Origin of the sequence: Pseudomonas sp. SWRI50 (assembly GCF_014269095.1) — a bacterium.
Classification (GTDB): Bacteria; Pseudomonadota; Gammaproteobacteria; order Pseudomonadales; family Pseudomonadaceae; genus Aquipseudomonas; species Aquipseudomonas kermanshahensis.
Map to the genome: position 1 here is coordinate 316,982 of NZ_JABWRW010000004.1, position 26,308 is coordinate 343,289.

26 protein-coding genes and 2 pseudogenes are annotated in these 26,308 nt (G+C 62.6%); 13 read left to right on the plus strand and 15 right to left on the minus strand.

Annotated elements, in window-relative coordinates; all coding sequences use genetic code 11:
- Window positions 1-34 precede the first annotated feature (34 nt).
- On the minus strand, window positions 35-490 hold the full coding sequence (locus HU750_RS06980) for a flavodoxin (RefSeq protein WP_186677899.1): 456 nt from the start codon (window positions 488-490) through the stop codon (window positions 35-37).
- A 115-nt stretch (window positions 491-605) separates the two neighbouring features.
- Here HU750_RS06980 and HU750_RS06985 point away from each other — a divergent pair, with 115 nt between their 5' ends.
- Window positions 606-1,034: a PAS domain S-box protein gene (locus tag HU750_RS06985; protein ID WP_027595254.1), complete on the plus strand. Its 429-nt coding sequence runs from the start codon at window positions 606-608 to the stop codon at window positions 1,032-1,034.
- Between the two features lie 59 nt (window positions 1,035-1,093).
- Window positions 1,094-1,711 carry a hypothetical protein gene (locus tag HU750_RS06990; protein ID WP_027595253.1) on the plus strand — a complete coding sequence of 206 codons (618 nt, stop codon included), beginning with the start codon at window positions 1,094-1,096 and terminating at the stop codon, window positions 1,709-1,711.
- Here the strand turns inward: HU750_RS06990 and HU750_RS06995 are convergent.
- The gene (locus HU750_RS06995) at window positions 1,696-2,646 is read right to left on the minus strand and encodes a MerR family transcriptional regulator (RefSeq protein WP_186677901.1); all 951 of its coding nucleotides are present in this window, start codon (window positions 2,644-2,646) and stop codon (window positions 1,696-1,698) included. The two genes, HU750_RS06990 and HU750_RS06995, sit on opposite strands and share 16 nt — an antisense overlap.
- A gap of 218 nt (window positions 2,647-2,864) precedes the next feature.
- On the opposite strand from HU750_RS06995, the gene HU750_RS07000 reads away from it, so the two are divergent.
- From HU750_RS07000 to HU750_RS07015, 4 genes are read left to right on the plus strand one after another with little or no spacing between them, the layout of a single operon-like run.
- Complete coding sequence (locus HU750_RS07000) at window positions 2,865-3,425, plus strand: putative antibiotic biosynthesis monooxygenase (RefSeq protein WP_027595251.1); 561 nt, start codon at window positions 2,865-2,867, stop codon at window positions 3,423-3,425.
- 32 nt (window positions 3,426-3,457) lie between these two features.
- Window positions 3,458-4,204, plus strand: coding sequence for a dihydromonapterin reductase (folM, locus tag HU750_RS07005; protein WP_186677903.1), 747 nt, complete (start codon window positions 3,458-3,460; stop codon window positions 4,202-4,204).
- A gap of 9 nt (window positions 4,205-4,213) precedes the next feature.
- Complete coding sequence (locus HU750_RS07010) at window positions 4,214-4,510, plus strand: DUF1244 domain-containing protein (protein WP_027595249.1); 297 nt, start codon at window positions 4,214-4,216, stop codon at window positions 4,508-4,510.
- Window positions 4,503-4,844 (plus strand): HopJ type III effector protein, encoded by a 342-nt coding sequence (locus HU750_RS07015; protein WP_186677906.1) that lies wholly within the window; start codon window positions 4,503-4,505, stop codon window positions 4,842-4,844. Before HU750_RS07010 ends, HU750_RS07015 begins: the two co-directional genes overlap by 8 nt.
- A 96-nt stretch (window positions 4,845-4,940) precedes the next feature.
- Here the strand turns inward: HU750_RS07015 and HU750_RS07020 are convergent, their stop codons facing one another.
- The 3 genes and pseudogenes from HU750_RS07020 to HU750_RS27400 form a co-directional block, all read right to left on the minus strand.
- Window positions 4,941-5,849 carry an alpha/beta hydrolase family protein gene (locus tag HU750_RS07020; RefSeq protein ID WP_186677909.1) on the minus strand — a complete coding sequence of 303 codons (909 nt, stop codon included), beginning with the start codon at window positions 5,847-5,849 and terminating at the stop codon, window positions 4,941-4,943.
- Between the two features lie 178 nt (window positions 5,850-6,027).
- A complete protein-coding gene (gene fabV / locus HU750_RS07025) occupies window positions 6,028-7,239 on the minus strand; it encodes an enoyl-ACP reductase FabV (protein ID WP_186677994.1) in 1,212 nt (403 codons plus the stop codon).
- Between the two features lie 172 nt (window positions 7,240-7,411).
- Window positions 7,412-7,486: pseudogene (locus HU750_RS27400) on the minus strand (PepSY domain-containing protein); the annotation flags it as partial.
- Between the two features lie 141 nt (window positions 7,487-7,627).
- Here HU750_RS27400 and HU750_RS07030 point away from each other — a divergent pair.
- Window positions 7,628-8,806 (plus strand): acetyl-CoA C-acetyltransferase, encoded by a 1,179-nt coding sequence (locus HU750_RS07030; RefSeq protein ID WP_186677912.1) that lies wholly within the window; start codon window positions 7,628-7,630, stop codon window positions 8,804-8,806.
- A 272-nt stretch (window positions 8,807-9,078) separates the two neighbouring features.
- Here HU750_RS07030 and HU750_RS07035 read toward each other — a convergent pair whose 3' ends face one another.
- Entirely contained in the window at window positions 9,079-9,798 is a 720-nt protein-coding gene (locus tag HU750_RS07035) for an SDR family NAD(P)-dependent oxidoreductase (RefSeq protein WP_186677924.1), read from the minus strand.
- Between the two features lie 71 nt (window positions 9,799-9,869).
- Window positions 9,870-10,922, minus strand: a pseudogene (locus HU750_RS07040) (5-methyltetrahydropteroyltriglutamate--homocysteine S-methyltransferase); the annotation flags it as partial.
- Window positions 10,923-11,263: 341 nt separating this feature from the next.
- Between HU750_RS07040 and HU750_RS07045 the strand changes: the two are divergent.
- Window positions 11,264-12,751: a methylenetetrahydrofolate reductase C-terminal domain-containing protein gene (locus HU750_RS07045; protein ID WP_186677928.1), complete on the plus strand. Its 1,488-nt coding sequence runs from the start codon at window positions 11,264-11,266 to the stop codon at window positions 12,749-12,751.
- Here HU750_RS07045 and yjiA read toward each other — a convergent pair.
- The 3 genes from yjiA to HU750_RS07060 form a co-directional block, all read right to left on the minus strand.
- Window positions 12,711-13,688 (minus strand): GTPase, encoded by a 978-nt coding sequence (gene yjiA, locus HU750_RS07050; RefSeq protein WP_186677931.1) that lies wholly within the window; start codon window positions 13,686-13,688, stop codon window positions 12,711-12,713. The two genes, HU750_RS07045 and yjiA, sit on opposite strands and share 41 nt — an antisense overlap.
- 78 nt (window positions 13,689-13,766) lie before the next feature.
- The gene (locus tag HU750_RS07055) at window positions 13,767-13,964 is read right to left on the minus strand and encodes a YbdD/YjiX family protein (RefSeq protein ID WP_027595234.1); all 198 of its coding nucleotides are present in this window, start codon (window positions 13,962-13,964) and stop codon (window positions 13,767-13,769) included.
- Window positions 13,965-13,981: 17 nt separating this feature from the next.
- Complete coding sequence (locus tag HU750_RS07060; RefSeq protein ID WP_012274172.1) at window positions 13,982-16,048, minus strand: carbon starvation CstA family protein; 2,067 nt, start codon at window positions 16,046-16,048, stop codon at window positions 13,982-13,984.
- Between the two features lie 165 nt (window positions 16,049-16,213).
- Between HU750_RS07060 and HU750_RS07065 the strand changes: the two genes are divergently transcribed.
- Window positions 16,214-16,576: a PilZ domain-containing protein gene (locus HU750_RS07065; RefSeq protein ID WP_099455305.1), complete on the plus strand. Its 363-nt coding sequence runs from the start codon at window positions 16,214-16,216 to the stop codon at window positions 16,574-16,576.
- Window positions 16,577-16,841: 265 nt separating this feature from the next.
- A complete protein-coding gene (locus tag HU750_RS07070; protein ID WP_033694267.1) occupies window positions 16,842-18,359 on the plus strand; it encodes a nucleobase:cation symporter-2 family protein in 1,518 nt (505 codons plus the stop codon).
- Window positions 18,360-18,590: 231 nt separating this feature from the next.
- On the opposite strand, the gene radA is transcribed toward HU750_RS07070, so the two are convergent.
- The gene (radA, locus tag HU750_RS07075; RefSeq protein WP_027595231.1) at window positions 18,591-19,961 is read right to left on the minus strand and encodes a DNA repair protein RadA; all 1,371 of its coding nucleotides are present in this window, start codon (window positions 19,959-19,961) and stop codon (window positions 18,591-18,593) included.
- A 176-nt stretch (window positions 19,962-20,137) separates the two neighbouring features.
- Here radA and mscL point away from each other — a divergent pair, with 176 nt between their 5' ends.
- The gene (mscL, locus tag HU750_RS07080; protein ID WP_027595230.1) at window positions 20,138-20,557 is read left to right on the plus strand and encodes a large-conductance mechanosensitive channel protein MscL; all 420 of its coding nucleotides are present in this window, start codon (window positions 20,138-20,140) and stop codon (window positions 20,555-20,557) included.
- 32 nt (window positions 20,558-20,589) lie between these two features.
- Here the strand turns inward: mscL and HU750_RS07085 are convergent, their stop codons facing one another.
- Window positions 20,590-21,366 carry a ferredoxin--NADP reductase gene (locus HU750_RS07085; protein ID WP_027595229.1) on the minus strand — a complete coding sequence of 259 codons (777 nt, stop codon included), beginning with the start codon at window positions 21,364-21,366 and terminating at the stop codon, window positions 20,590-20,592.
- A 213-nt stretch (window positions 21,367-21,579) separates the two neighbouring features.
- Here HU750_RS07085 and HU750_RS07090 point away from each other — a divergent pair, with 213 nt between their 5' ends.
- On the plus strand, window positions 21,580-22,287 hold the full coding sequence (locus tag HU750_RS07090; protein ID WP_027595432.1) for an autoinducer binding domain-containing protein: 708 nt from the start codon (window positions 21,580-21,582) through the stop codon (window positions 22,285-22,287).
- Between the two features lie 96 nt (window positions 22,288-22,383).
- Window positions 22,384-23,508 (plus strand): methyltransferase, encoded by a 1,125-nt coding sequence (locus tag HU750_RS07095; RefSeq protein ID WP_186677935.1) that lies wholly within the window; start codon window positions 22,384-22,386, stop codon window positions 23,506-23,508.
- A gap of 152 nt (window positions 23,509-23,660) precedes the next feature.
- On the opposite strand, the gene HU750_RS07100 is transcribed toward HU750_RS07095, so the two are convergent.
- From HU750_RS07100 to HU750_RS07110, 3 genes are read right to left on the minus strand one after another with little or no spacing between them, the layout of a single operon-like run.
- Window positions 23,661-23,816 (minus strand): DUF2474 domain-containing protein, encoded by a 156-nt coding sequence (locus HU750_RS07100; RefSeq protein ID WP_081717522.1) that lies wholly within the window; start codon window positions 23,814-23,816, stop codon window positions 23,661-23,663.
- 9 nt (window positions 23,817-23,825) lie between these two features.
- A complete protein-coding gene (gene cydB / locus HU750_RS07105) occupies window positions 23,826-24,833 on the minus strand; it encodes a cytochrome d ubiquinol oxidase subunit II (protein ID WP_027595434.1) in 1,008 nt (335 codons plus the stop codon).
- A gap of 3 nt (window positions 24,834-24,836) precedes the next feature.
- On the minus strand, window positions 24,837-26,273 hold the full coding sequence (locus tag HU750_RS07110; protein WP_027595435.1) for a cytochrome ubiquinol oxidase subunit I: 1,437 nt from the start codon (window positions 26,271-26,273) through the stop codon (window positions 24,837-24,839).
- Between the last annotated feature and the right edge of the window lie 35 nt (window positions 26,274-26,308).

A 26,308-nucleotide genomic window follows, 5' to 3' on the forward strand; every position in this document is an offset into this window, starting at 1 on the left:
CTGTAGGAGCGGCCTTGCGCCGCTCCTACACGCGTCAGGCCTTCAGCGCCTGGGCAAATTCTGCCAACCACGGTTCGGCATCGGCTTCCGGGGTCACCGTTTCGCTGGCATCCAGGCGCAGCATCGGCTGCACTTCACGTACCCCCAACTCAGCGAACAACTCACGCATCTGCTCGCCGCCGCCGCAATAGGTATCGCCATAACTGGCGTCGCCCAACGCAATCACCGCGCCCGGCAGGCCACGCCAGGCGGCGGGCAAGGTATCGCGAAGGGTGCTATACAGCGGCATGAGGTTGTCCGGCAGCTCGCCCATGCCGGTGGTCGAAGTCACCGCCAGAAAAGCCTGCGGTGCAAAACCTTCAAGGTCCTGCAGGGTGGCACGTGCAGCATGCCAGGCCTCAAAACCTGCGGCCTTGAGCAACGATTCGGCATGACGGGCGACTTCTTCGGCGGTGCCGTACACCGACCCGGAAATAATGGCGACTTTCATCGGGAAGAGGATTCCGAAACTGAGTGAAAACGTAGGATACTAGCATTCAACGCTGGCAAAAGGCCGCCCCTACCTAAGTACCAGCCCCCCTGCCTCTTCGCCCAATGGCCCGAACATGATCAACGCGCAACTGCTGCAATCCATGGTCGATGCGTCCAATGACGGGATCGTGGTCGCTGAACAGGAAGGCGAAGACACCATCCTGATCTACGTGAACGCCGCCTTCGAACGCCTGACCGGCTACACCCGTGACGACATTCTTTATCAGGATTGCCGCTTCCTGCAGGGCAGTGACCGCGACCAGCTCGGCCGTGCGCGCATTCGCAAAGCCTTGGCCGAAGGCCGGCCATGCCGAGAGGTGCTGCGCAACTACCGCAAAGACGGCAGCGCGTTCTGGAACGAGTTGTCGATCACACCGGTGAAAAGCGACGCCGACCAACGCACCTACTTCATCGGTATCCAGAAGGACGTCAGCCGCCAGGTCGAGCTGGAACGCGAACTGGCCGAAATGTGCGCGCGTCCGAAAAACGACCTACGCTCCTGAACCAAACGCGCTACGCACGGTCAATCCCGTTGAAGAAATCGCCACCTCCGAGTTCGATCATGCAAGCAGATGCGCTCCTGACCCAGGACGAGCTGGATTTCATACAGAACATGCAGCATTCGCCACAACTGAACCTGGCTGACTCGATGTCCAGCCTGCTGGTCAATGGCGACCGCCGGATCCAGACCTTGCTCACCCGTTTGGTGGCCAACGAGCAGGTAACCTTGCAGGCGCAGTTCAACAACCAGCAGATCAGCTTTCCGCTGCAACTGGTGGAAGACGAGTTCCATGCCCTGCACCTGCAGCTGGGCTCACCGGAAATCTACGAAGACGGCCCGATGCTACGCCCATGGCGCTTGTCCATGGACCAACCAAGCGCGTTGCTGGATACACACGATCAGCCGAGCGGCCTGTGGGTTCGCGAAATTTCGTTCAAGGGCGCGCTGGTCGAGATCCGCGACCTGGCGCAAGCCCCTGCACGTTTCGAGTTGCATTTCGCACCGGCCGGCATTGCCCCCATCGAGCTGCACGGGGTGCTGCGCCGACGCATTGGCCCTGACCTGGCGGCCTACGATTTAAGCCGCAGCCCGGTCGAAGAAATCGAGCGCCTGCGCGGCTATATCCTGCAAGCCCATCGTCAGGCGCACCCAGAGCTGCACAGTCAGGTGTCGAGCTGACCGGCCAGAAACTGCCGCAACCGCTGACGCATCACGCTGCTCTCTGCCCCCAGGCAGGCCACCGGGCTGCCTGCCAGGCTGTCCTGGGCCAGCTCGGCCACTTCACCGGCAAGCAATAACGGGCATTCCAGGCCAACCACCAAGCGCTCGAGGCGTTTGCTCAATTCCACGGTGGGCGCCTGATTGGAGAACAACACCAAGGCATCAGGCTTGAGACGCTCGCAGATCAGCATCAGCTCCTGCAGGGGTTGCCCAGGCGCCAACAAGCTCACCCCCACCTCGTCGCTGCCCAGCAACAAGGCGGTCACCAGCAGCTCCAGTTCGTGACATGGCCCCGGCAAGGGTGCCAGCAACACCGTGCGGCTGCGGGCCATGCGCGCCAGTTGAAGTCGCACGAACACTCGCCCGCGCAAGAACTGATCCAGAAACAGCCATGCGCTGGCCTGCCCAAAGGCCCGCGGACCGTAACCACCCTGGCCTGCTGCCAGGTCGTGCCACACCGGCATGAAGATATCGCCGAACACTTGATCCAGGGGATGGCCAGCTAACACCTGATCGAACAAACGGTGAAGGCTCGCGCTGTCGAAGCGCTGCACCGCCTCGAGAATCTGCTGCTGCCAGGCCAGGCGCACATTCATCAGGTCGCTGCTTTGCTGCACCTGCGCCTGGCACCGCACCAGGATGCTACCCACCTTGCTCACCGCCACGCCGCGCTCCAGCCAGCCCAGGATGCTGCGGATATCGTCGATATCAGCCTGGGAGTACAGACGATGGCCACTGGCGGTGCGGGTTGGTTGAATGAGGCCGTAGCGACGCTCCCAGGCGCGCAAGGTGACCGGGTTGACGCCTGTCAGTCGGGAGACTTCCCGAATCGGGAACAGCTCCTGATGTTCCAGGCCCGCATCGACTGCCGAGCTACGTCCCTGTTTGTTCATCTGCACTTTGTACCCTGTGTGCCGAAGTTGAACCTGTATGTTACTACGACAGCATAGGCCGCCGGTTAACAACCGTTTGCCAGCCAACACTTGCCGAACATTGCAATATCGCGATAATTCGCGCCCGATTCTTGCATGCACGCTGGCGTCGCCCACCACCCCGGGCGACGCAGCCAAGGGGCCAGCTACCCGCCAGCCCCGTCGCCAGGAGATACACGATGTCTACCCCACCCGTCACCTTGATGGTGTCGCGCCGCGCCGCCCATGGCCGCTACCAGGACCTGCTGACCTGGCTCCATGAAGGCGAGCAACTGGCCACCGACTTCCCCGGCTACCTCGGCTCCGGCATCCTGGCACCACCCCGTGACAGCGATGAATTCCAGATCATCTTCCGCTTCAGCGACGAACCTACCCTGCACGCCTGGGAGCACTCCGCTTCGCGCAAGGCCTGGCTGCAACGTGGCAACGGGCTGTTCGAGCGCCCCAAAGAGGCGCGTGTCAGTGGTATCGATGACTGGTTTGGCACCCATACGGTGCAAAAACCGCCGCGCTGGAAGCAGGCCGTCGCCATCTGGCTGGCCTTTTTCCCCGTGTCGTTGCTGTTCAACCTGCTGTTCGGCCATTGGCTGGCAGGCCTCGACCTGGTACCACGGGTGATGCTCAGTACCCTGGCCCTGACGCCAGTGATGGTCTACCTGTTCATCCCCCTCTCCACCCGCTTGCTGGCCGGCTGGCTGAACCCTGCTGCGCCCACCCCAGCAGCGCTGCGCAGCCGCTGAGGGCTGGTCTACAAGAGGGAAACAGTTCGGGTATGCTGGGCGGCAACGAAAGGACAGACAAGTTGACCGCCCCGAACATGAACAGCCCAATTCTCGTTACCGGAGCCAGCCAGCGCGTCGGGCTGGCCCTTGCCCTCGAACTGGCCCAGGCCGGCCATACTGTGATCAGTGCCAGCCGCAGCCTCCAGCCGCAGTCCGTACACCCCAACATCGTGCAGTTCCAGGCTGACCTGTGCCTGGCCGCCGACCGCCAGGCGCTTATCGACTACCTGCAAGGCAACTACGACGGCTTGCGCGCGATCATTCACAACGCATCGCTGTGGCTCGACGATGGCCTAGCCAACCTCGACACCATGTTCCGCCTGCACGTCGAAGCGCCCTACCACCTCAACCTGGCCCTGGGCGAGATGCTCGGCAAGGCCGGCAGCGCGGGCAAAGCCGACATCATCCACATCTGCGACGAAACGTCTTCGCGGGGCAGCAAGAGCCACATCGGCTACGCCGCCACCAAAGCCGCGCTGCAGAACATGGTGCTGTCGTTCGCCGAAAAATATGCGCCCCAGGTGCACGTCAACGGTATCCTGCCTGGGCTGCTGATCCTCAAGGAAGGGGGCGATGAAGCCTACCGCCAGCAGACCTTGAAAAAGGCCCTGCTGGAATTCGAACCCGGCGCCGGCCCGCTGATCGAGACGGTCAAATACCTGCTCGAAAGCCAGTACAGTACCGGTAGCCAGGTGGTCATCAACGGTGGCCGCCACCTGAAGAATCGCATGACCTGAGAGAAGCCCATGACCCCGCAACAACAGCTCGAACTCGAAGCCGCCGCGTTCCGGCGCCTGGTCGAACACCTGCAGAAACGAACCGACGTGCAGAACATCGACCTGATGAACCTGTCCGGTTTCTGCCGTAATTGCCTGTCCAAGTGGTACAAGGCCGCGGCCGACGAGCGTCAGGTCGACCTGAGCCTGGATGACGCCCGCGAAGCGGTGTACGGCATGCCCTACGCCGAGTGGAAAGCCCAACACCAGAAAGAAGCCAGCGCCGAACAACAAGCGGCGTTCGAAAAAGGAAAACCTCGTGACTGATCTGAACACCCTGCGCGCCAGCCTGGCCAGCGGCGAACACGTCTTTGCCGACACCTTGGCCTTTATCGCCGCCCACTACAACTACCAGCCGCAGGCCTTCAACAACGGCGGTGTGGAAAACGCCGCTGGGCAGAACGAAGGCTCGTGCAAGACCCTGGGCCTGGCCCTGCTGGAAGGCTTGAGCGATGAAGAGGCCCTGCTGGCCTTTGGTGAGCATTATCGCGATGTCGTGGCCACGCCAGAGGGCAGTGACCATGGCAATATCCGGGCGCTGATCGAGCATGGCCTGGCGGGTGTGAAATTTACCGCGCAGCCGCTTTCGCGCAAGGCTTGAGATTGCTGGGGCCGCTGTGCGGCCCTTTCGCAGGCAAGCCAGCTCCTACAGGGGCAGCACAGGCCTCAGATATTGCCCAGGCCCTGTGAGGGGCAATCAGCTGATGATCTGCCCCGGCCTGTTCGGCGGCAATTCACCGCACTGCAGCCATGCCAGCGCAATCGGCCACAAGCGCTCGCGAAAGCGGTCATGGAAAAACGCGAAATGGCCTATTTCCTCGACCGAGATATCCACAGGCGCAATGCGCAGGTGCTGGCGCTCGGCCCCCTGCAAATACCCTAGCAACCGCTCTGTCGCCGCCTCGGTGCCGAATGGGTCATCGGTGAGGCTGATCGCCAGCGTCGCCGCCCGGACGTGCGCAAACGGCACCCTCTGCAACCTGCGCCCGCTTGGCCGGTGCTCGTAGCGTGGCGTACGGGTAGTCCAGTCGTGCACCACGCCCGCCGGGGTGTCTTCCATCCAGCCCAGGCGCTTGCCGGGGAAGTAGCCGAAGGCGTGGGTCAGCAAGGGCATCACCACATGCCATTTGCCGAACAGGCGCCAGCGCTGATCCGCCGCATAATCGCGCCAGTAGGCGAACTGCGCGCCCACCATCACCACCCGCCTGACCCGGCCAGCAGACGGCGCCAGCCCCACTGCGCAACCGCCAAAACTGTGCCCCACCACATCGATGGGCTGGCCGGGGAATGCCTGTTCGGCGTGTGTCAGCATGGCTTCGAAGTCCAACTGCCCCCAATCGCTCCAGGACGCCTGAAAACCACGCAACGTTGGCGGCCGAGATTCGCCGATGCCGCGGTAATCGTAGGTGAGCACATCGCAGCCCTGGGCGAACAGGTAGTCGGCAAACCGCGTGTAGTAGCGGCAACGCACCGAAGTGGCGGCGTTGATGATCACCAGCGGGCGCTGGGGATTGGCCTGGGCGTGGCGCCAGCAGAAGCCGCCGAGGCTGTAGCCGTCGGCTGCGGTGTGGCGAAAGGCGATGGCGGGTTGGGTGAGGCTGCTCATGGCGCACATCCTGTTGTTGTGCGCCAACGCTAGCAAAAAAATCGGGGGCTGTACCGGCCTCTTCGCGGGGCAAGCCCGCTCCCACAGGTCTCCACGGCTCTTTGGCTCAGTGGATACCCTGTGGGAGCGGGCTTGCCCCGCGAAGAGGCCGGTACAGCCCCCGACTTTTCAGCCGTGGTTACAGCTCGATGCAGTCGAACTCTACGTCGGTAGCCACGTCTTCGTCGTAGTTGACGTCAGCGCGCTCGAAGCCGAACAGGTTGAGGAACTGCTTCTTGTAACCGGCATAGTCGGTCAGCTCGAACAGGTTCTCGGTGGTGACTTGCGGCCACAGCGCTTTGCAGGCGTTCTGTACGTCGTCACGCAGTTCCCAGTCGTCCAGGCGCAGGCGGCCTTTCTCGTCGACCTCAGCCGCAGCGCCATCGGCGCGGTACAGGCGATCACGGTACATGCGGTCCAGTTGGTCCTGGGTACCTTCGTGCACGCCTTTCTCCTGCATGATCTTGAAGACCATCGACAGGTACAGCGGCATCACCGGAATAGCCGAGCTGGCCTGGGTGACCACCGACTTCAGCACGGCCACGTTGGCGCCGCCTTTGACTTCGCCGGCCAGTTTCTGGTCCAGGCGCAGTGCGGTTTCGTCCAGGTCCTGCTTGGCCTGGCCCAGCGCGCCGTGCCAGTAGATCGGCCAGGTGATGTCGCTGCCGATGTAGCTGAAGGCCACGGTGCGGGCGCCTTCGGCCAGCACGTCGGCACCGGCCAGGGCATCGATCCACAGCTGCCAGTCCTGGCCACCCATGACGGTGACGGTGTCAGCGATTTCCTGCTCGGTAGCCGGCTCGATGCTGGCCTCGATGATGGTGTCCTTGTTGGTGTCGATGGCGGTCGACTTGTACGGCTGGCCAATTGGCTTGAGCGCCGAACGGATCACTTCACCGGTCTTCGGCAGCTTGCGCACCGGGGACGCCAGGGAGTAGATGACCAGGTCGACCTTGCCGCCCATTTCGTTCTTGATCAGCTCGATGACCTTGGCACGGGCTTCATCGGAGAAGGCGTCGCCGTTGATCGACTTGCTGTACAGGCCCTCGGCCTTGGCGAACTTGTCGAACGCGGCAGAGTTGTACCAGCCAGCGGTACCGGCCTTCGTCTCGGTACCTGGTTTTTCGAAGAACACGCCCAGGGTGTCGGCCTTGAAGCCGAACGCTGCGGTAATGCGCGCTGCCAGGCCGTAGCCGCTGGAAGCACCGATCACCAGGACCTTCTTCGGGCCATCCTCGCGCACGCCCAGCTTGCGGGTGGCTTCGATCTGGTCACGGACGTTGAGCTCGCAGCCCTTCGGGTGGGTCGTGGTGCAGATGAAACCGCGGACCTTAGGATGAATGATGGCCAATGTCTGTACCTCGTCAGGTTTATGCCAGGGAAGCGCCGCCACGGGCGATTCCGATTGATCAGAGGGTGAGACTACCCCCGCAGGTTATCGGACACATCTTACGGGGTGATTCGGGGGGATTCAAAAGCGCGCTCGTTGGCATCAGCCTTCAATCTTCGTACTCGGTCTTGATTTCCGGGTCTTGCCAGGTGCTTTTATCGGCTGTGGTGCATTGGGTGGCGGCGAATGCTGTGCTGCTGCCGATCAGGAGAGCGCAAGCGTGCCCGCGTCATTCATTTGTTTTCCAGATCAATCCAAAAGAAAAACAAACTTAACAAATGAACCAAACCCACCGATGCTGACGGCATCCTGCCCTTGCGGCGCTCACCATTGCACGGAGAACAACAACATGAACGACGTGGTCATCGTCGCCGCCACCCGTACCGCCATCGGCAGCTTCCAGGGCGCCTTGGCAACAGTGCCCGCCGTCGACCTCGGCGCCGCCGTGATCAAGCGGCTGCTGGAACAGACACAACTGGACCCCGCCCAGGTCGACGAGGTCATCCTCGGCCAGGTGCTTACCGCCGGCGCAGGCCAGAACCCGGCCCGCCAGGCCGCGATCAAGGCCGGCCTGCCCTTCAGCGTGCCCGCGCTGACGCTCAATAAGGTCTGCGGCTCGGGCCTGAAAGCCCTGCACCTCGCGGCCCAGGCCATCCGCTGCGGCGACGCCGAGGTGGTGATTGCCGGCGGCCAGGAAAACATGAGCCTGGCCCCCTACGTCATGCCTTCGGCGCGCACGGGCCAGCGCATGGGCCACGGCCAGCTGATCGACAGCATGATTACCGACGGCCTGTGGGATGCCTTCAACGACTACCACATGGGCATTACCGCCGAGAACCTTGTGGATAAGTACGGCCTCAGCCGTGAGCAGCAAGACGCCTTTGCCGCCGAGTCCCAGCGCAAGGCCGTGGCCGCGATTGAGGCGGGCCGTTTCAAGGACGAGATCACCCCCATCGTGATGCCGCAGAAAAAGGGTGAGCCCAAGGTCTTCGAACGCGACGAACAGCCCCGCCCGGACACCACCGCCGAATCGCTGGGCAAGCTGCGCGCGGCCTTCAAAAAAGACGGTAGCGTCACGGCTGGCAATGCTTCCAGCCTTAATGACGGCGCCGCCGCCGTGCTGCTGATGAGCGCCACCAAGGCTAAGGCCCTGGGCCTGCCGGTGCTGGCCAAGATCGCGGCCTATGCCAGTGCTGGCGTAGACCCGGCGATCATGGGCATCGGCCCGGTCTCGGCCACCCAGCGCTGCCTGGACAAGGCTGGCTGGCAGCTGGCGGACCTGGACCTGATCGAAGCCAACGAAGCCTTTGCCGCGCAGGCGCTGGCGGTGGGCAAGGCGCTGGAATGGGATGCGGCACGGGTGAACGTGAATGGTGGGGCGATTGCGCTGGGCCACCCGATTGGGGCATCGGGGTGCCGGGTGCTGGTGACCTTGCTGCACGAGATGATCAAGCGTGATGCGAAGAAAGGGCTGGCCACGTTGTGCATTGGTGGTGGCCAGGGTGTGGCGTTGGCGATCGAGCGCTGATCAGTCATTGATGCCAGCAGGCCCGGCCTCTTCGCGGGGCAAGCCCGCTCCCACAGGTAAAGCACAAACCTTGAGAGCTGTGCTTAACCTGTGGGAGCCACAGCTAAAGCACAAACCTTGAGAGCTGTGCTTAACCTGCGGGAGCCACAGCTAAAGCACAAACCTTGAGAGCTGTGCTTAACCTGCGGGAGCCACAGCTAAAGCACAACCTTGAGAGCTGTGCTTTACCTGTGGGAGCGGGCTTGCCCCGCGAAGAGGCCAGGCCTGCTTACTCAGAACCGCTCATCGGCAATGGCCGGCAAGGTCAACTCGCGCACATAACTTGATGCCGACAGCTCCAGCATCGTCCGCACCATCAGCACCACATCGTGCAGCGGAATCAACCCGCCCTCCCCCCGCGCCGCAGCGTCGGCAATTGGCACATTTAGGCCATCCTCGGTGTTCAGGTAACCCAAATTCAGGCACGTCACACCCAGGCGCTGTTCGCGATACCCCTCACGCAAAGCCTCGGCAATCCCGCGCAGGGCGAACTTGGACGCAGCAAACGTCACTTCAGGGCGCCCGCTCTGCGGCAGGCCTGAAGTGGAACCGGTAAGGATAATCCGTGGTTTCTCGCTTTCCAGCAGCATCGGCAGCAAGCGCTTGATCAGCAGGACAGTGGCTGTGATGTTGCAGTCGACCATGCGTTGCAGCTCTGGGTCATGATCGTCCAGGAAGCTGTAGTGTTCTGAAAACGCCTCGGCCTCCCACAGCCCGAGGTTGTAGATGAGGGTATCCACCCCACCCTCGGCCAGCGCCTGGGCAACGGCCTCGACGGCGGCAGCCGGCTGACCGAGGTCGGCCGCAATCCACTGCACCTCAACCCCCTTGCCGACCACCACCCCTTCGGGGCGCGAGCGGGACACACCTATCAGCGTATCGCCCGGCTTGCCCAGCCCTTCCATGAAGGCCTTGCCCAGCCCCTTGCTGGCGCCGACTACCAGAACTCTCATCGCATCACTCCCTGTCGAGTACGTTTCGAGCCGGCATTATAAGCACCTCATCACACGGCAAGGAGGCGTTAGGCAGCCGCCACGTCAAAAGCCTCTGGCGCTTTGACGGCGTTGGCCAGCACGGCCACTTGCTGGCACTTCTGCACGGCCAGGCCCACCGAGCTGTGCAGCAGCGAGCAGGACGGCGCGACCCACAGGCGGTCACCCAGGCGTTCGGCGGCGTGCTGCAGGACGGTAACGGCTTTTTCCAGGTCGCCGGCCGTGTCGTCATAGCCGTTGACCAAGCCCAGCGACAGGACCTTGTAGGCGGGCAGGCGGTCGAGGATGGTGGGGTATTGGTCTGGGGCACGCACCAGGTCGATGTGCAGGCCATCGACTGGCAGGTTGGCCGCCAGGCCGAGGTTTTCTTCCAGGCCACCGAAGTAGGTGGTGATCAGTTTCTTCAGCGGTGCGCGCTGCAGGATGTTGTAGACGCGCTCGTAGGCGTTTTTCCAGTCCTGCGGCAGGTCGAGCACCAGGATCGGCTCGTCGATCTGTACCCACTCGACGCCCTGCGCGGCCAGGCGATTGAAGATTTCGTCGTACAGCGGCAGCAGCCGATCGACCAGTTCCAGCTTGTCGAAGTCGGCGCCTTGGGTGGTGCCCAGCCACAGGTAGGTCAGCGGGCCGATCACCACGGGCTTGACCGCGTGGTCCAGGGCCTTGGCTTCTGCAACCTCTTCGAACAGCTGCTCCCAGCTCAGGGCGAACTGCTGATCGGCGCTGAACTCAGGTGCCAGGTAGTAAGCGTGGGTGTCGAACCACTGGGTCATTTCCTGGCCACGTGCCATGGCGAACAGGGTTTGCAGGGTTGGCTTGGCACCGTCGTGGCTGCGCAAACGCTCGGGCACAACGCCGAAGGTCAACGAGTGGGTGAGCACCTGGTCGCACCAGGCGAAGTCGCCCACAGGCAGCAGGTCGATACCTGCGTCTTTCTGTTCCTGCCAGTGGGTGACACGCAGATCACGGCCTACCGCGCGCAGCCCGGCTTCGTCGAGCTCACCGTTGCAGAAGGCTTCCTGGGCGTTTTTCAGTTCGCGATCGTGGCCGATGCGCGCCAAACCCAGGTTATGTGCCAGTGCCATGTCTTGCCCCTCAGAACGCATAAATGATTAAGGGAAATTTTCCCGGCATCGAGTCTTTGAGACAAACTCATTTAATTTGAGATGAAATCAAGATTTACTCATGTTCATGCGAGGTCTGTAGGAGCAGCCTTGTGCTGCGAAGAGGCCCTTACGGCTAATACATCTCTACCCGGCATACGGGCCTCTTCGCAGCGCAAGGCTGCTCCTACACAGAAGCGCGCGAAAATACCGGTGCAGAGTACGGGGATGTCTTGTTCAGAGCAGCGCGCTACGCATGCGGACATGACCCTCTCGACCATTTGCCGCACAATGCCACCCTGCCCCAATTCGGTGCCCGATCCATGAGCCTGCTGAAAACGGCGCTGCACGAAAAAACCTTCGTCTGCGTCATGGAGTTCGTCCCCAAGCCGTCGTCGGAACGCTTCGCCGCCATGCAAGCGATCATGGCCCGCGGGCACCTGTGTGGCTGGCCGATGACGGTGGCCATCGGTGATCGCGTTGGCAGCCCACTGGACATGTCGCCCCTCGACGCCCTGGCCAGCTTCAGCTCGCCCGTGCCGGCTTTGCCGCACTTCTCGGGCAAGGACCGCGAACGCCACCACTTGCTCGCGCAACTGCAACGCATGGACGCCGATGGGCTGGACCAGTTACTGCTGCTCACCGGCGACCGCCTGCCCGGCCATCAACCTGGGCAGCGCCCGGTGCGCTACCTGGAATCGGTGGCCGCCCTGCAGATCGCGCGCCAAGCCTGCCCGCACTGGCTGCTGGGTGCCGCGCTCAACCCGTTCAAGTACTGCGAGGAAGAAGGGGGGGCGCAGTACTTCAAAGCCGAGAAAAAACTCGCCGCAGGGGCCGATTTCCTGACCCTGCAACTGGGCTTCGATGCCAGCAAGCATCAGGAAGCCCAGGCGTGGATGAACCGTCAGCCCAACCCTAAACCTTTGCTGGCGTGCCTCATGAGCCTTACCCACGGGCGCGCCGCCATGCTCGATCACGTGGCCGGGGTGACGGTCAGCCCGTCCATGCGCGACATGCTCGAAGCCGAGGCCGCCGTGTCCAAGGCGTACGCACAGGCGCGCAGCGTTGACCGTCTGGCCCTGCAGGTCATCGGTGTGAAGTTGATGGGTTACGCCGGTGTGCACCTGTCGGGCATTCACGAACTCAAGCAGTTGCTGGCCCTGGAACAACGCCTCGAACATTGGCAAGCGCAGCTCCATTCGCTGGAACAGTGGGCGCCCGCCTGGGCCGCAAGCTGGCAGGAGCCCGGCCTGCCCGCCGTGGTCTTCCACCCCCCAGCAGCGAGCTGGCGCCAGGGCGAGTCGAAGGTCAGCGCGTCGAGCACAGAAAAAGCGCGCTACCACCTGCTGCACGCCTTCCATGCCCTGCTGTTCAGCCGCAACAACTGGCTGAGCAAGGCATTCGGCTGGGCCGTTCGCCAACCGCTATGGGCCTCGGCCTCGGGCGCCCGCGTGCTGCACGGGGTGGAACGTGCGGTGAAACGCCCATTGCTGGGATGCGACACCTGCGGCCGCTGCCGCCTCGAAGACACCCTCTACATCTGCCCGGAAACCTGCCCCAAAGGCCTGGCCAACGGCCCCTGCGGCGGTACCTCGCTGAACCGCTGCGAATTCGGCGACCGCGAGTGCATCCACAGCGTCAAATACCGCACCGCCAAGGCCGTGCGGCAGACTGCCGTGCTGACGGAGCGCCTGATCCCGTGCATCGAGGTGCAAACCCGCCACCGCAGTTCATGGCCGGCCTGGTTCGCGGCTCAGGCACCTCAGCGGCTCAAGGCTTGCTCAAAGCCTCGAACCCAGCCCGAATCGTAGCCTCGGGCAGTTCGTCGGCAATGAACACCATCACGCTTTCGCGTGCCTCGCCTGCTGCCCACTCGGCATCCCAGTCGAAGCCGTACAGTTTCAGCACGCCCTGAAACACCAGGCGACGGTCTTCGCCGGCAATGTTCAGCACGCCCTTGTAACGCAGCAACTGCTTGCCATGGGTTTCCAGCAGTTCGTTCATGAAGTCGCTGAGCCGGTCGATGTCCAGCGGCGTGTCGGTGCGCAGCACCAGGGTGGAGATGCGGTCCGGGGTGGCCGGTTTGAGCACCGGGCGCAGGGTGGGTTTAAGGCTGGCGCCCAAGTCGGTATTGAGGTTGAAACCGCGCACATCAAGCAGCTCGGCCAAATCGATTCGCCCGTGCTCGACCACACGCACAGCGGCACGGCCGTTGATGCGCGACAGCCGCTCGCGCAAGGCCTCCACCGCCGCAGGCTCGACCAAGTCAGTCTTGCTCAGCAACAGCCGGTCGGCAAAACCCAACTGGGCCTGGGCGATGGCCTGGGTCAGGTGCAGCTCGGCATGGGCGGCATCGACCAAGGTGATGATGCCGTCGAGGATGTAGCGGTCACGCAGGTCCTCGTCGATGAAAAAGGTCTGTGCCACCGGTGCCGGGTCGGCAAGGCCGGTGCACTCGATCACCAGGCGGTCGAAGGCGATCTCGCCAGCGTCCAGGCGTTCCAGCAGCAGGTACAGGGCTCGGGTCAGGTCGCCATGGATGCTGCAGCACACGCAGCCGTTGGCCAGGGTCATGACTTGCACCGGCTCGTCACCCAGCAGTTGGCTGTCGATGCCAGCCTCGCTGAACTCGTTTTCGATCACGGCGATCTTCAGGCCGTGCTCGGCTTTGAGCATGTGTTTGAGCAAGGTGGTCTTGCCGGCACCCAGAAAGCCGGTCAATACAGTGACGGGGATAGGCGTTTGCACGCGATGTACTCCTGAAGCTGAAAATGACTGTGGGAGCCCAGTTGCCCGGGCTCCCACAGGTTCACAGGTGTTGCAGGGTCAACAGCACTTGGGCCCGGACTTGCCACCGTAGCGCGCTTCCTGGCGTTCGCGGAAGAACGCCTCGTAGCTCATCACCGGTTTGTCCGGGTGCTTGTTCTGCATGTGTTCGACATAGTTGTCGTAGTCGGGCATGCCGACCATCAGGCGGGCTGCCTGCCCCAGGTACTTACCCAGTCGACCCAGGTCGTTGAACATAGCTGCAGTCCTCTCGTTTACGCGTCAGGCAGCGCCTGGAACGGGGTTTCCTTGTCGGTGCGTTCCTTGCGGCCGAGGGCGGCGTAGCCGACCTTGATGGCGAAGAACAGGATGCTGAAGACCACCAGCAGGAACAGAATAGTCAGGCCCGCGTTGGTGTAGGCGTTGAAGATCACGTGCTGCATCTGGCCGATGTCCTTGGCCGGGGCCAGTACCTGGCCAGCGTCCAGGGCGGTGCTGTACTTCTTGGCCAGGGCCAGGAAGCCCACGGCCGGGTTCGGGTCGAACAGCTTGATCAGGCCCGCGGCAGTGGTGCAGATCAGCAGCCACACAGCCGGCAGCAAGGTCACCCAGATGTAGCGCTGGCGCTTCATCTTGATCAGCACCACGGTACCCAGCATCAAGGCGATACCGGCCAGCATCTGGTTGGAGATGCCGAACAGCGGCCACAAGGTGTTGATGCCACCCAGCGGGTCGATCACGCCTTGGTACAGCAAGTAGCCCCAGAGTGCCACGCAACCAGCGGTGGCGAGCAGGTTGGCGCCCCACGATTCGGTGCGTTTCAGGGCTGGCACGAAGCTGCCCAGCAGGTCTTGCAGCATGAAGCGGCCGGCACGGGTACCGGCGTCTACGGCGGTCAGGATGAACAACGCTTCGAACAGGATCGCGAAGTGGTACCAGAAGGCCATGGTGTTTTCACCCGGCAGCACCTGGTGAAGGATCTGCGCGATACCCACCGCCAAGGTTGGCGCACCACCGGCACGGGCCAGGATGGTGTGCTCGCCGATGTCGCGGGCGACCGCTTCGAGCTGCTCAGGGGTGATCAGGAAGCCCCAACTGCTGACCGTCTGCGCCACCGACGCCACGTCGGCGCCCACCACGGCGGCCGGGCTGTTCATGGCGAAGTACACGCCCGGCTCGATCACCGAGGCGGCGACCATGGCCATGATGGCGACGAACGATTCCATCAGCATGCCGCCGTAGCCGATGTAACGGGCGTTGGTTTCGTTGTCCAGCAGCTTGGGCGTGGTGCCCGAAGAGATCAGCGCATGGAAGCCCGATACTGCACCACACGCGATGGTGATGAACAGGAACGGGAACAGGGTGCCCTTCCAGACCGGGCCGGTACCGTCGGTGAACTGGGTCAGGGCCGGCATTTTCAGCTCAGGCGCGATGATCAGGATACCGATGGCCAGGCCCACGATGGTACCGATCTTGAGGAAGGTCGACAGGTAGTCACGCGGTGCCAGTACCAGCCAAACCGGCAGTACGGCAGCGACGAAGCCATAACCCACCAGCATCCAGGTGATCTGCACGCCGGTGAAGGTGAACGCCGGGCCCCAGACCGGGTCTGCAGCGATCACGCCGCCGAGCCAGATCGACGCCAGCAGCAGCACTACGCCGACCACCGAGATCTCGCCAATGCGGCCCGGGCGGATATAGCGCATGTAGATGCCCATGAACATCGCGATCGGGATGGTCGCCATCACCGTGAACATGCCCCATGGGCTCTCAGCCAGGGCCTTGACCACGATCAGCGCCAGCACCGCGAGGATGATGATCATGATCAGGAAGCAGCCGAACAAGGCGATGGTACCCGGGATGCGGCCCATTTCCTCGCGCACCATGTCGCCCAGCGAGCGGCCATTGCGGCGGGTGGACATGAACAGGACCATGAAGTCCTGCACCGCACCGGCCAGCACCACACCGGCGATCAGCCAGAGTGTGCCGGGCAGGTAGCCCATCTGCGCGGCGAGTACCGGGCCGACCAGCGGGCCGGCGCCAGCGATGGCGGCGAAGTGGTGGCCGAACAGGATGTGTTTGTTGGTCGGGACGTAGTCCAGGCCATCATTGTTGAGCACCGCCGGCGTGGCGCGCCGAGGGTCGAGTTGCATCACCTTGGTGGCGATGAACAGGCTGTAGTAGCGATAGGCGACCAAGTAGATGGCCACTGCCGCGACCACGATCCACAAGGCGTTGATCGCCTCACCGCGACGTAGGGCAACCACACCCAGCGCGCAGGCCCCTATGACTGCCAGCGCCAGCCACGGAATATGGCGTAGCAGGCTATTATTGTTGTTCATGGTTTGCTTCCAGCTAGTGGATTGGAAAGACCGCCTATCGAGTCTAGGGCGAGTCATCGCGCATTGCCACACTTGCTTTGGTCTAGAGCCTCTGCGGCCAGATTGCGGTACCTGATGTACCTACCATACTCACTATAGTCAGGTTGTCACCCGGAGAGTCCGCCCATGAGCGATCACGACGAACGCCGCCGTTTTCAACGCATCGAGTTCGATGCAACGACCGAATTGCGCCAAGGCCTGCAGCGCTGGCCGACGAAGTTGCTGGACGTTTCACTCAAAGGCCTGCTAGTGGAACGGCCGGCGAACTGGGAAGCGGACTTGACCCAGGATTTCGAGGCAATTATCCACCTCGACCCTTCCACGCGGGTAGAGATGCAAGTGGAACTGCGCCACGAAGAACCCTCCCGCCTGGGCTTCGTTTGCCTCTACATCGACATCGATTCGATGACCCATTTGCACCGTCTTGTGGAATTGAACGTGGCCGACAGCACCGAAATGATGCGTGAGCTGCGTGAACTCATCGAATAATGGGATCTTTTAGCTAGCTAACATCCTCCCCACCCCGTGTTTCCTGTCTACCCAGACAGCTTTAAGCCTGGGTAGCAGTGCTTTGTACACACCCCTCTAGTACAGCCTCTGTCGACTTGGTACGCGTTCTGCATTGGGCTCTAGCACACCTTGCGAGCCTGCTTGTTCGCGCTCCGATCAAAATATTGTATACAATTGTTGTGGCAATCATTTGTAGGAAGTGTCTACAGTAGCGGCACAACAATAAACGCAGAGAGCCTGCTCCATGACTACGTCCCCTAGCACGTCTCCCGCCAAGCGCCCCGAGGATGAAAACCTCGGCCTTGGGGCCAACTTGGCCTATGGTCTGCAGCATGTGTTGACCATGTATGGAGGGATTGTCGCGGTACCCCTGATTCTGGGGCAGGCCGCAGGCCTGAACGGTGCCGAGATCGGCATGCTGATCGCCGCCTCGTTGTTTGCCGGTGGCCTGGCCACCTTGCTGCAGACGCTGGGCCTGCCGTTCTTCGGCTGTCAGCTGCCGCTGGTGCAGGGCGTGTCGTTCGCTGGCGTGGCAACCATGGGCGCGATCCTCAGCAGTGAGGGCGGCGGTGGCCTGCCAGGTGTGCTGGGCGCGGTCATGGCGGCCTCGTTCATCGGCTTCCTGATTACCCCCGTGTTTTCGCGCATCACCAAGTTCTTCCCGCCGCTGGTGACCGGCATCGTCATCACCACCATCGGCCTGACCCTGATGCCAGTGGCCGCACGCTGGGTGATGGGCGGCAACAGCGCCTCGCCGGAGTTCGGCAGCATGGCCAACATCGGCCTGGCGGCGCTGACCTTCGCCATCGTCTTGCTGCTGAGCAAGCTGGGCAGCGCGACCATCTCCCGTCTGTCGATTCTGCTGGCCATGGTGGTAGGCACCTTGATCGCCTGGGCGCTGGGCATGACCGATTTCAGCAAGGTCACCCAAGGCCCGATGTTCGCCTTCCCCACGCCGTTCCACTTCGGCATGCCGGAATTCCACATCGCCGCGATCCTGTCGATGTGCATCGTGATCATGGTGACCCTGGTGGAAACCTCGGCCGACATCCTCGCAGTGGGCGACATCATTGAAACCAAGGTCGACTCCAAGCGCCTGGGCAATGGCCTGCGTGCCGACATGGCGTCGAGCATCCTGGCGCCGATCTTCGGCTCGTTCACCCAAAGTGCCTTCGCCCAGAACGTCGGCCTGGTGGCCGTGACCGGGGTCAAGAGCCGTTATGTGGTGGCCACCGGCGGCGTGATCCTGGTGGTGCTCGGCCTGCTGCCGATCATGGGCCGGGTGATTGCCGCGGTACCCACCCCGGTACTGGGTGGCGCGGGCATCGTGCTGTTCGGCACCGTGGCGGCCAGCGGCATCCGGACCCTGTCCAAGGTCAGCTACAAGAACAACGTCAACCTGATCATCGTCGCCGCGTCGCTGGGCTTCGGCATGATCCCGATTGCCGCACCGACCTTCTATCACCACTTCCCGAACTGGTTCGAGACCATCTTCCACTCCGGCATCAGCTCGGCGGCGATCATGGCCATTCTGCTGAACCTGATCTTCAACCACTTCACAGCCGGTAATTCGGACCAGCAGTCGGTGTTCGCTGCGGCCTACGAGCGCACCATCCAGTACTCGGACATCTCTGCACTGCGCGATGGCGACTACTTCAAGGAGGGCAAGCTGTTCGATGCCGAGGGCAATGAAGTGCCGATGATGGAGCTGGACGAGCATGGCAACGAGGCGCCCAGGCGCAGTGCGGTTGCCGAGCATTGACCGCTGATTGAGCGGTTACGCGGGGGGAGCCGATGCGCATCGTCGGCTCCCCTTTTTGTTTGCCTGCACCGGCCTCTTCGCGGGGCAAGCCCGCTCCCACAGGGTGTACTTGCCCATAGATCCCCCAAGGGTTGTATTGGTGTCCAACTTCTTGGGGGCAGTCCAGGGAATTACAGGTTTGCAGTCCACCTTGTGGGAGCGGGCTTGCCCCGCGAAGAGGCCGGCACAGGATTACTCGAACAGGGCGTCCAAGGCCTGCTCCAGCCGGGTCACGGCAATCACCTGCAAACCCGCAGGCGGCTCCTTCGGCGCATTGCCCTTGGGCACGATGGCCCGCTTGAAGCCGTGCTTGGCCGCCTCTTTCAACCGCTCCTGGCCGCTGGGCACCGGCCGCACCTCACCCGACAGGCCAATTTCGCCAAACACCAGCAGCCCATGGGCCAACGGCCGGTTGCGCAAGCTGGACATCACCGCAGCCAGCAACGCCAGGTCAGACGCGGTTTCGAGCACCTTCACCCCGCCCACCACGTTAAGGAACACGTCCTGGTCGTGGGTGGGAATGCCGCCATGGCGGTGCAGCACCGCCAGCAACATGGCCAACCGGTTCTGATCCAGGCCCAGGGTCACCCGGCGCGGGTTGGCCAGGTGGCTGTCATCGACCAGCGCCTGCACCTCGACCAACATCGGCCGCGTGCCCTCCCAGGTAGCCATCACCACACTGCCCGGCACTTCTTCCTGGGTGCGGTTGAGGAAGATCGCCGACGGGTTCGAGACCTCCTTGAGGCCGCGGTCGGTCATGCCGAACACGCCCAGTTCGTTGACCGCGCCAAAACGGTTCTTCACCGCCCGCAGAAGCCGCAGGCGGCCATCGGACTCACCTTCGAAATACAGCACCGTATCGACCATGTGCTCGAGCACGCGAGGCCCGGCCAGCGAGCCTTCCTTGGTGACGTGGCCAACGAGGAAAATCGCCGTGCCGCTCTGCTTGGCGTAGCGCACCAGCAATGCCGTGCTCTCGCGCACCTGGGCCACGCCGCCGGGCGCCGATTGCAGTTGTTCGGTGAAAATGGTCTGGATCGAGTCGATGACCATGACCCGGGGTTTTTCCACCCGGGCCGTGGCGATGATGGTCTCGATGCAGGTTTCGGTCATCACCTTGAGCTGGTCCTGGGGCAGGCCCAGGCGGCGCGAGCGCATGGCCACCTGCTGTTGCGACTCTTCGCCGGTGACGTACAGCGCGGGCATCTGCACCGCGATGTTGCACAACGTCTGCAGCAGGATGGTCGACTTGCCGATGCCTGGGTCACCCCCGATCAGCACCACCGAGCCGTCGACCAAGCCGCCGCCCAGTACGCGGTCCAGTTCGGTGCTGCTGGTGGTAAACCGCGGGATTTCTTCCACACTGACTTCGGCCAGTGTCTTGATCTGCGCCTGCTGCCCGGTCCAGCCGGCACGGCCGCTGCTGGGCGCGGCCGCGCCGCCGCTTTCGATCATGGTTTCGACCAGGGTGTTCCAGGCCCCGCATTCACCGCACTGGCCGGCCCATTTGGGAAAGGTCGCGCCGCACTCGGTGCAGCCATACAAGCGCTTGGCCTTGGCCATGGGCGGAATCTCCTGGAAAAACCGCCATGATAGCCGAGCGAGACGTGTCTCGAACGCTTCGAGATGCGACAAAACTATTCGTTCTAACCACAGTCATTAGGGCTGTACATAACGCATGAAGCGTTTAAGTGGCTTACACTGCGTTTACCTCACCATTTGTTACAAAGGAATCGAACATGGGTATGATCAGTGAGTTCAAGGCCTTCGCGGTCAAAGGCAATGTCGTCGACATGGCGGTCGGTATCATCATCGGCGCGGCATTCGGCAAGATCGTCTCGTCCTTCGTGGGTGACGTGGTCATGCCGCCACTGGGGCTGTTGATCGGTGGCGTGGACTTCAGTGACCTGGCGATTACCTTGAAAGCTGCAGAAGGTGACATTCCGGCGGTGGTGCTGGCCTACGGCAAGTTCATCCAGACCGTGATCGACTTCGTGATCGTTGCGTTTGCCATCTTCATGGGTGTGAAGGCGATCAACCGCCTGAAGCGCGAAGAAGCCGTGGCACCGAGCGCACCGCCCGTGCCAAGCGCTGAAGAAACGCTGCTGACCGAGATTCGTGACCTGCTCAAGACGCAGAACCAGAATCGCTTGCCCTGAAACGTACTGGGGCCGCATTGCGGCCCCGTACGTTACCAGTAGTTTTCCACCGCCACCTGCCCCGGCCGCTTGCTCAGGCTCAACTGCAGGTCACGCGCTTTGAGCACCTTTCGGGTTTCATCGATCATCTCCGGGTTACCGCAGAGCATGATGCGCGAATGCTCGGGCGACAGTTCCAGCCCCGCCGCCTTCTCCAGCTCGCCATTCTCGATCAACGTGGTAATACGCGCATTCAACGCACCGGGGTGCTGCTCGCGCGTGACCACCGGAATGAACTGCAACTTGCCGGCAAACTCGGCCAGGTAATCCCGTTGCTCCAACCCGGCGATGTCGTCCACGTAGGCCAGCTCCTTCGCCTCGCGTACCGAATACACCAGCTTGATGCTGTCAAACCGCTCCCAGGCCTCGAAGTCCTGCAGGATGGACATGAACGGTGCGATGCCGGTGCCGGTGGCCAGCAGCCACAGGTCGCGGCCGCCGATGAAGCGATCGAGGGTCAGAAAACCAAAGGCCTGCCGGTCGATCAGTAAGCTGTCACCTTCGCCCAGCCGGCTCAGTTCGCTGGTGAACTCCCCGCCGGGCACCACGATCGAGAAGAAGTCGAGGTACTCGTCATGGGGTGCGCTGACCATGGAATAGGCGCGCCAGACTACACTGCCATCGGCCTTGGTCACGCCAAGGCGAGCGAACTGGCCCGCACGGAAGCGAAAACCCGAATCGCGCGTGACCCGCAGGCTGAAGAGGTTCGGCGTCAATGGCTGAACATCGAGCAGTGTCTGGCGGGTGAACTTTTCGGCGCTGGCGGTCATATCGGGCTCCAAGGTTGACGTGCGCACAGTGTCGCGCAAAGCGGCCTGGATAAAAACCACCGGTTTGTAAGGCCTCACCACGCCGATGCCGCCGATGACGCAGATAATCCTGATCGCTATAACAAAAAATCCCAACGCTACACTAGGTCTTTTCCTACAATATTTCGGGTATGCAATCGGATTGGATCCTGTTGCCCCTTCGGAGTGTTACGGATGCATCACTGGAAGCCTGAGCATCTTCATCATTTTGTCAGCGAGCGATCCCCACGGAAGCTGTTCGACATCGCTGTGCACCTGGTGCAGGACCTGGGCATGCAACACCTCGGGCTGAACATCCGCATCCAAATCGCCACCCAGTCGCCCCGGGTGTACCTCTACAGCAACTACCCCGCCGAGTGGATCGAGTGCTATCAGCGCGATGAGTTCTACAAGCAAGACCCTGCCGCACGCGTAAGCCATTGCCAGACCACGCCCGTGCTCTGGACTGACGAGCTGTACCGTGAAGCCCCGCACTTTCGCGAAGTAGCCTGCGAACATGGCCTGCGTCATGGCTGGACGCAGTCGCTGCACGACCTGCAACACAACGAGAGCCAGGTGAGCGTCGCCAGGCCGGCGGGCAGGATAGCGATCGACGAACTCTATGAAAAAGGCGGCAGCGTGCAGTGGCTGTGCCACACCCTGCACGCCGTACTGTGCGAGCACCACCTGAACGCCCTCTGCCCACCCCAGCCAAAAATGAGCGAACGGGAACTGGAAGTGCTGAAATGGTCGGCCGCCGGCAAGACCGCCGCTGACGTCGCCTGCATCCTGTCACTGTCGCAAAGCACGGTGAACTTCCACATCCGCAGCGTGATCACCAAGACCAACGCCGCCAACAAGGCCGGCGCCATCGCTATTGCCGCCCTGCGTGGGTGGATCTGACAGCCATTTCTGCGACCATCGGCAAAGCCCTGTAGAATTGCGCGGCAAAGCCCGTGGCGATCCGCAACGGGCAGATTCGTACCCGAGCCAGACGCCATGCCTTTGTTGACCACCCCCTACGCCGAACTCGACCTGATCCGCCAGCCGGACCAGGCCAACGACCCGCTGCAGGCCTTCGATGCCGCCGACGAGTACCTGCTCGCGCAACTGCATGAGCAGGCGCCTGACGCGAACTGCCGGGTACTGGTGCTCAATGACAGCTTCGGCGCCCTGGCAGCCAGCCTCGCCGGACAGCTTGCGGTGGTCAGCAGCGGTGACTCGCACCTGGCGCACCTGGCCCTGGAAAAAAACCTCGCCCGCAACGGCAAGCCGTTCGACAGCGTGCCGTTCGTGCCGGCCAGTGAGCCGTGGCAGGGCCCGTTCGACCGGGTACTGGTGCGCGTGCCCAAGACCCTGGCCTTGCTCGAAGAACAACTCATCCGCCTGCAGGGCCACCTGGTGCCCGGCGCGCAGGTGATCGCCGGGGCGATGATCAAGCACTTGCCACGCGCGGCGGGTGACCTGATGGAAAAGTACATCGGCCCGGTACAGGCCTCGCTGGCGCAAAAAAAGGCCCGCCTGCTGACGGCCACCGTTGCCGAGCGCCCGACTGCGCGCTCGCCCTACCCTAGCTGCTATCAGCTCGAATCGCCGGCGCTGGAACTGGTCAACCACGCCAATGTGTTCTGCCGCGATGGCCTGGATATCGGCACCCGTGCGTTTCTCCCGCACCTGCCGCGCAACCTGGGCGCTGCCCGTGTCGCAGACCTAGGCTGCGGCAACGGCGTGTTGGCGATTGCCAGCGCCCTGGACAACCCTGAGGCCCATTACACGCTGGTCGACGAATCGTACATGGCGGTGCAATCGGCACGCGAAAACTGGCAGGCAGCGCTGGGCGAGCGCCCAGCAGTGATGCTGGCGGCCGATGGCTTGGCGGGGGTGGAAAAACAATCGCTGGACGTGGTGCTGTGCAACCCGCCGTTCCACCAGCAGCAAGTGGTCGGCGACTTCCTGGCCTGGCGCATGTTCCAGCAGGCCCGCGAGGCATTGGTGGTGGGGGGTGCGCTGTACATCGTCGGTAACCGCCACCTGGGTTACCACAGCAAGCTGGCGCGGCTGTTCCGCGGGGTTGAACAAGTGGCAGCGACGCCGAAGTTCGTGATTCTCAAAGCCCGCAAGTAACACGCTGCGGCTGCTTAAATCCAGGCCTGCGCAACCCAGGTAGGAGCAGCCTTGTGCTGCGAAGAGGCCGGTGACAGCAGCGAATATCTACGTGCTGCCACTGGCCTCTTCGCAGCACAAGGCTGCTCCAAGGAAGGGCTAAACCCTTTTGATCAATGGGTGGTGAGGCCAGCTGCCCCCATGAACAGGCGCATCACATAGGCCGCCACACCCAGGGCCGCCACACTCATTGCCCAGATCAGCACCAGCCAACCCAGGCGCTGCCACAGTGGCTTCTTCTCTTCCAAGCCATGCTTGCCGGTCATCATGCGCGCCTCCTAGTGATAGCCGTCTTCATGGGTCACCTTGCCGCGGAACACGTAGTAGCTCCAGAAGGTGTACCCCAGGATGAACGGCAGGATGAACAACGTACCCACCAGCATGAACCCTTGGCTCTGCGGCGGCGCTGCGGCATCCCAGATCGAGATCGACGGCGGGATGATGTTTGGCCACACACTGATGCCCAGGCCGCTGTAGCCAAGGAAGATCAGCACCAAAGTCAGCAGGAACGGCGTGTAGTTGGCATTGCGCGCGACCGCCTTGAGCAACCCGTAGAAGGTCACCAGCACCAGGATCGGCACCGGCATGAACCAGATCAGGTTAGGCATGCTGAACCAGCGGTCGGCGATTTGCGGGTAGGCGATCGGCGTCCACAGGCTGACGATACCGATCACCACCAGCAGCACCAGCGCCAGCGGCTTGGCCAGGTCATGCATCTGCAATTGCAGCGGCCCTTCGGTCTTCATGATCAGCCAGGTGCAGCCCAGCAGGGTGTAGGCGACGATCAGGCCCAACCCGCTGAACACGCTGAACGGGGTCAGCCAGTCGAGGGTGCCACCAGCATAGTGGCGGTCGACCACCTTGAAGCCCTCGATGAACGCGCCCAGTGCAACGCCCTGGAAGAAGGTCGCGATCAACGAACCCCAAATGAACGCCTTGTCCCAGATGTGCCGCTTGTCATCCTTGGCCTTGAAACGGAACTCGAAGGCCACGCCGCGGAAGATCAGGCCAATCAGCATGAGAATCAGCGGCAGGTACAAGGCTTCGAGCACCACCGAATAGGCCATCGGGAAGGCCCCGAACAGCCCGGCGCCGCCCAGCACCAGCCAGGTCTCGTTGCCGTCCCACACGGGGGCGACGGTGTTCATCATCACATCACGGTCACGCTCGCCCTTGACGAAGGGGAAGAGCATGCCGATGCCCAGGTCGAAACCATCCATCACCACGTACATCATGACGCCGAAGATGATGATCACGGCCCAGATCAGCGGAAGGTCGATACCCATGGCTCAGTTCCCCTTGCTCAGGCTGACGGTGTTGGCCTCATGGCCATCATCGGCGGCGGACAGCGGCCGCGCCGGCGTGCGTTTCTGGCCTGGGCCACCTGGGTTGGGTTCATCACCCTCGCCCGTCTTCGGCCCTTTGCGCACCAGGCGCATCATGTAGCCGAGGCCGGTGCCGAACAGGGCGAAGTACACCACCACGAACGCCACCAAGGTAAAGCCGAGCTGAACGTAGCTGTGGTTGGAGACCCCTTCGGAGGTGCGCATCAGGCCATACACCACCCACGGCTGGCGGCCGATTTCGGTGGTGAACCAGCCGGCAAGGATGGCGATCAGGCCGGAAGGCCCCATCCACAGGGTCAGGTACAGGAACGGCCTGGAGCTGTACAGCGTGCCGCGCTTGCGCAGCCACAGGCTCCACAGGCCCACGAAGATCATCAGGAAGCCAAGCCCGACCATGACCCGGAACGACCAGAACACGATGGTCGAGTTGGGCCGGTCCGCTGCCGGGAATTCCTTCATCGCGGGCACTTGCTTGTCCAGACTGTGGGTCAGGATCAGGCTGCCGAGGGCCGGGATCTCGACCTTGAAGCGCGTGGTCTCGGCTTTCATGTCAGGGATGCCGAACAGGATCAACGGGGTCGGTTCGCCCGGCACGTTCTCCCAATGGCCCTCGATGGCGGCGATTTTCACCGGCTGGTGCTTGAGCGTGTTGAGCCCGTGGAAGTCACCGATCACCGCTTGGATCGGCGCAACGATCAGCGCCATCCACATGGCCATCGACAGCATCTTGCGCACGGCCGGGTTGTCACGCCCGCGCAGCAAGTGCCAGGCCGCCGAGGCGCCGACGAAGAAGGCAGTGGCGACGAACGCGGCCGTGGCCATGTGCATCAACCGGTAGGGGAACGAGGGGTTGAAGATCACCGCCAGCCAGTCCACCGGTACCACGCGGCCATCGATGATCTCGTGGCCTTGCGGGGTCTGCATCCAGCTGTTGGAGGCCAGGATCCAGAAGGTCGAGACCAGCGTGCCGAGCGCCACCATGACTGTGGCGAAGAAGTGCAGGCCGCGGCCGACACGGTTCCAGCCAAACAGCATGACGCCCAGGAAGCCTGCCTCGAGGAAGAACGCCGTCAGCACCTCATAGGTGAGCAAGGGGCCAGTGACGGCGCCGGCGAAATCGGAGAAGCGGCTCCAGTTGGTGCCGAACTGATAGGCCATGACCAGGCCAGAAACCACGCCCATGCCGAAGTTGACGGCGAAGATTTTCGACCAGAAGTGGTAGAGGTCACGGTAGACCTGGTTGTGGGTCCGCAGCCAAAGGCCTTCGAGGACCGCCAGATAGCTCGCCAAGCCAATGGTGATGGCCGGGAACAGGATGTGAAAGGACACGGTAAATGCAAACTGGATTCGGGCGAGATCTAGGGCCTCTAAACCGAACATAGTGCTTCCTCTTCAGATAATCCGGCGTTTGGGCT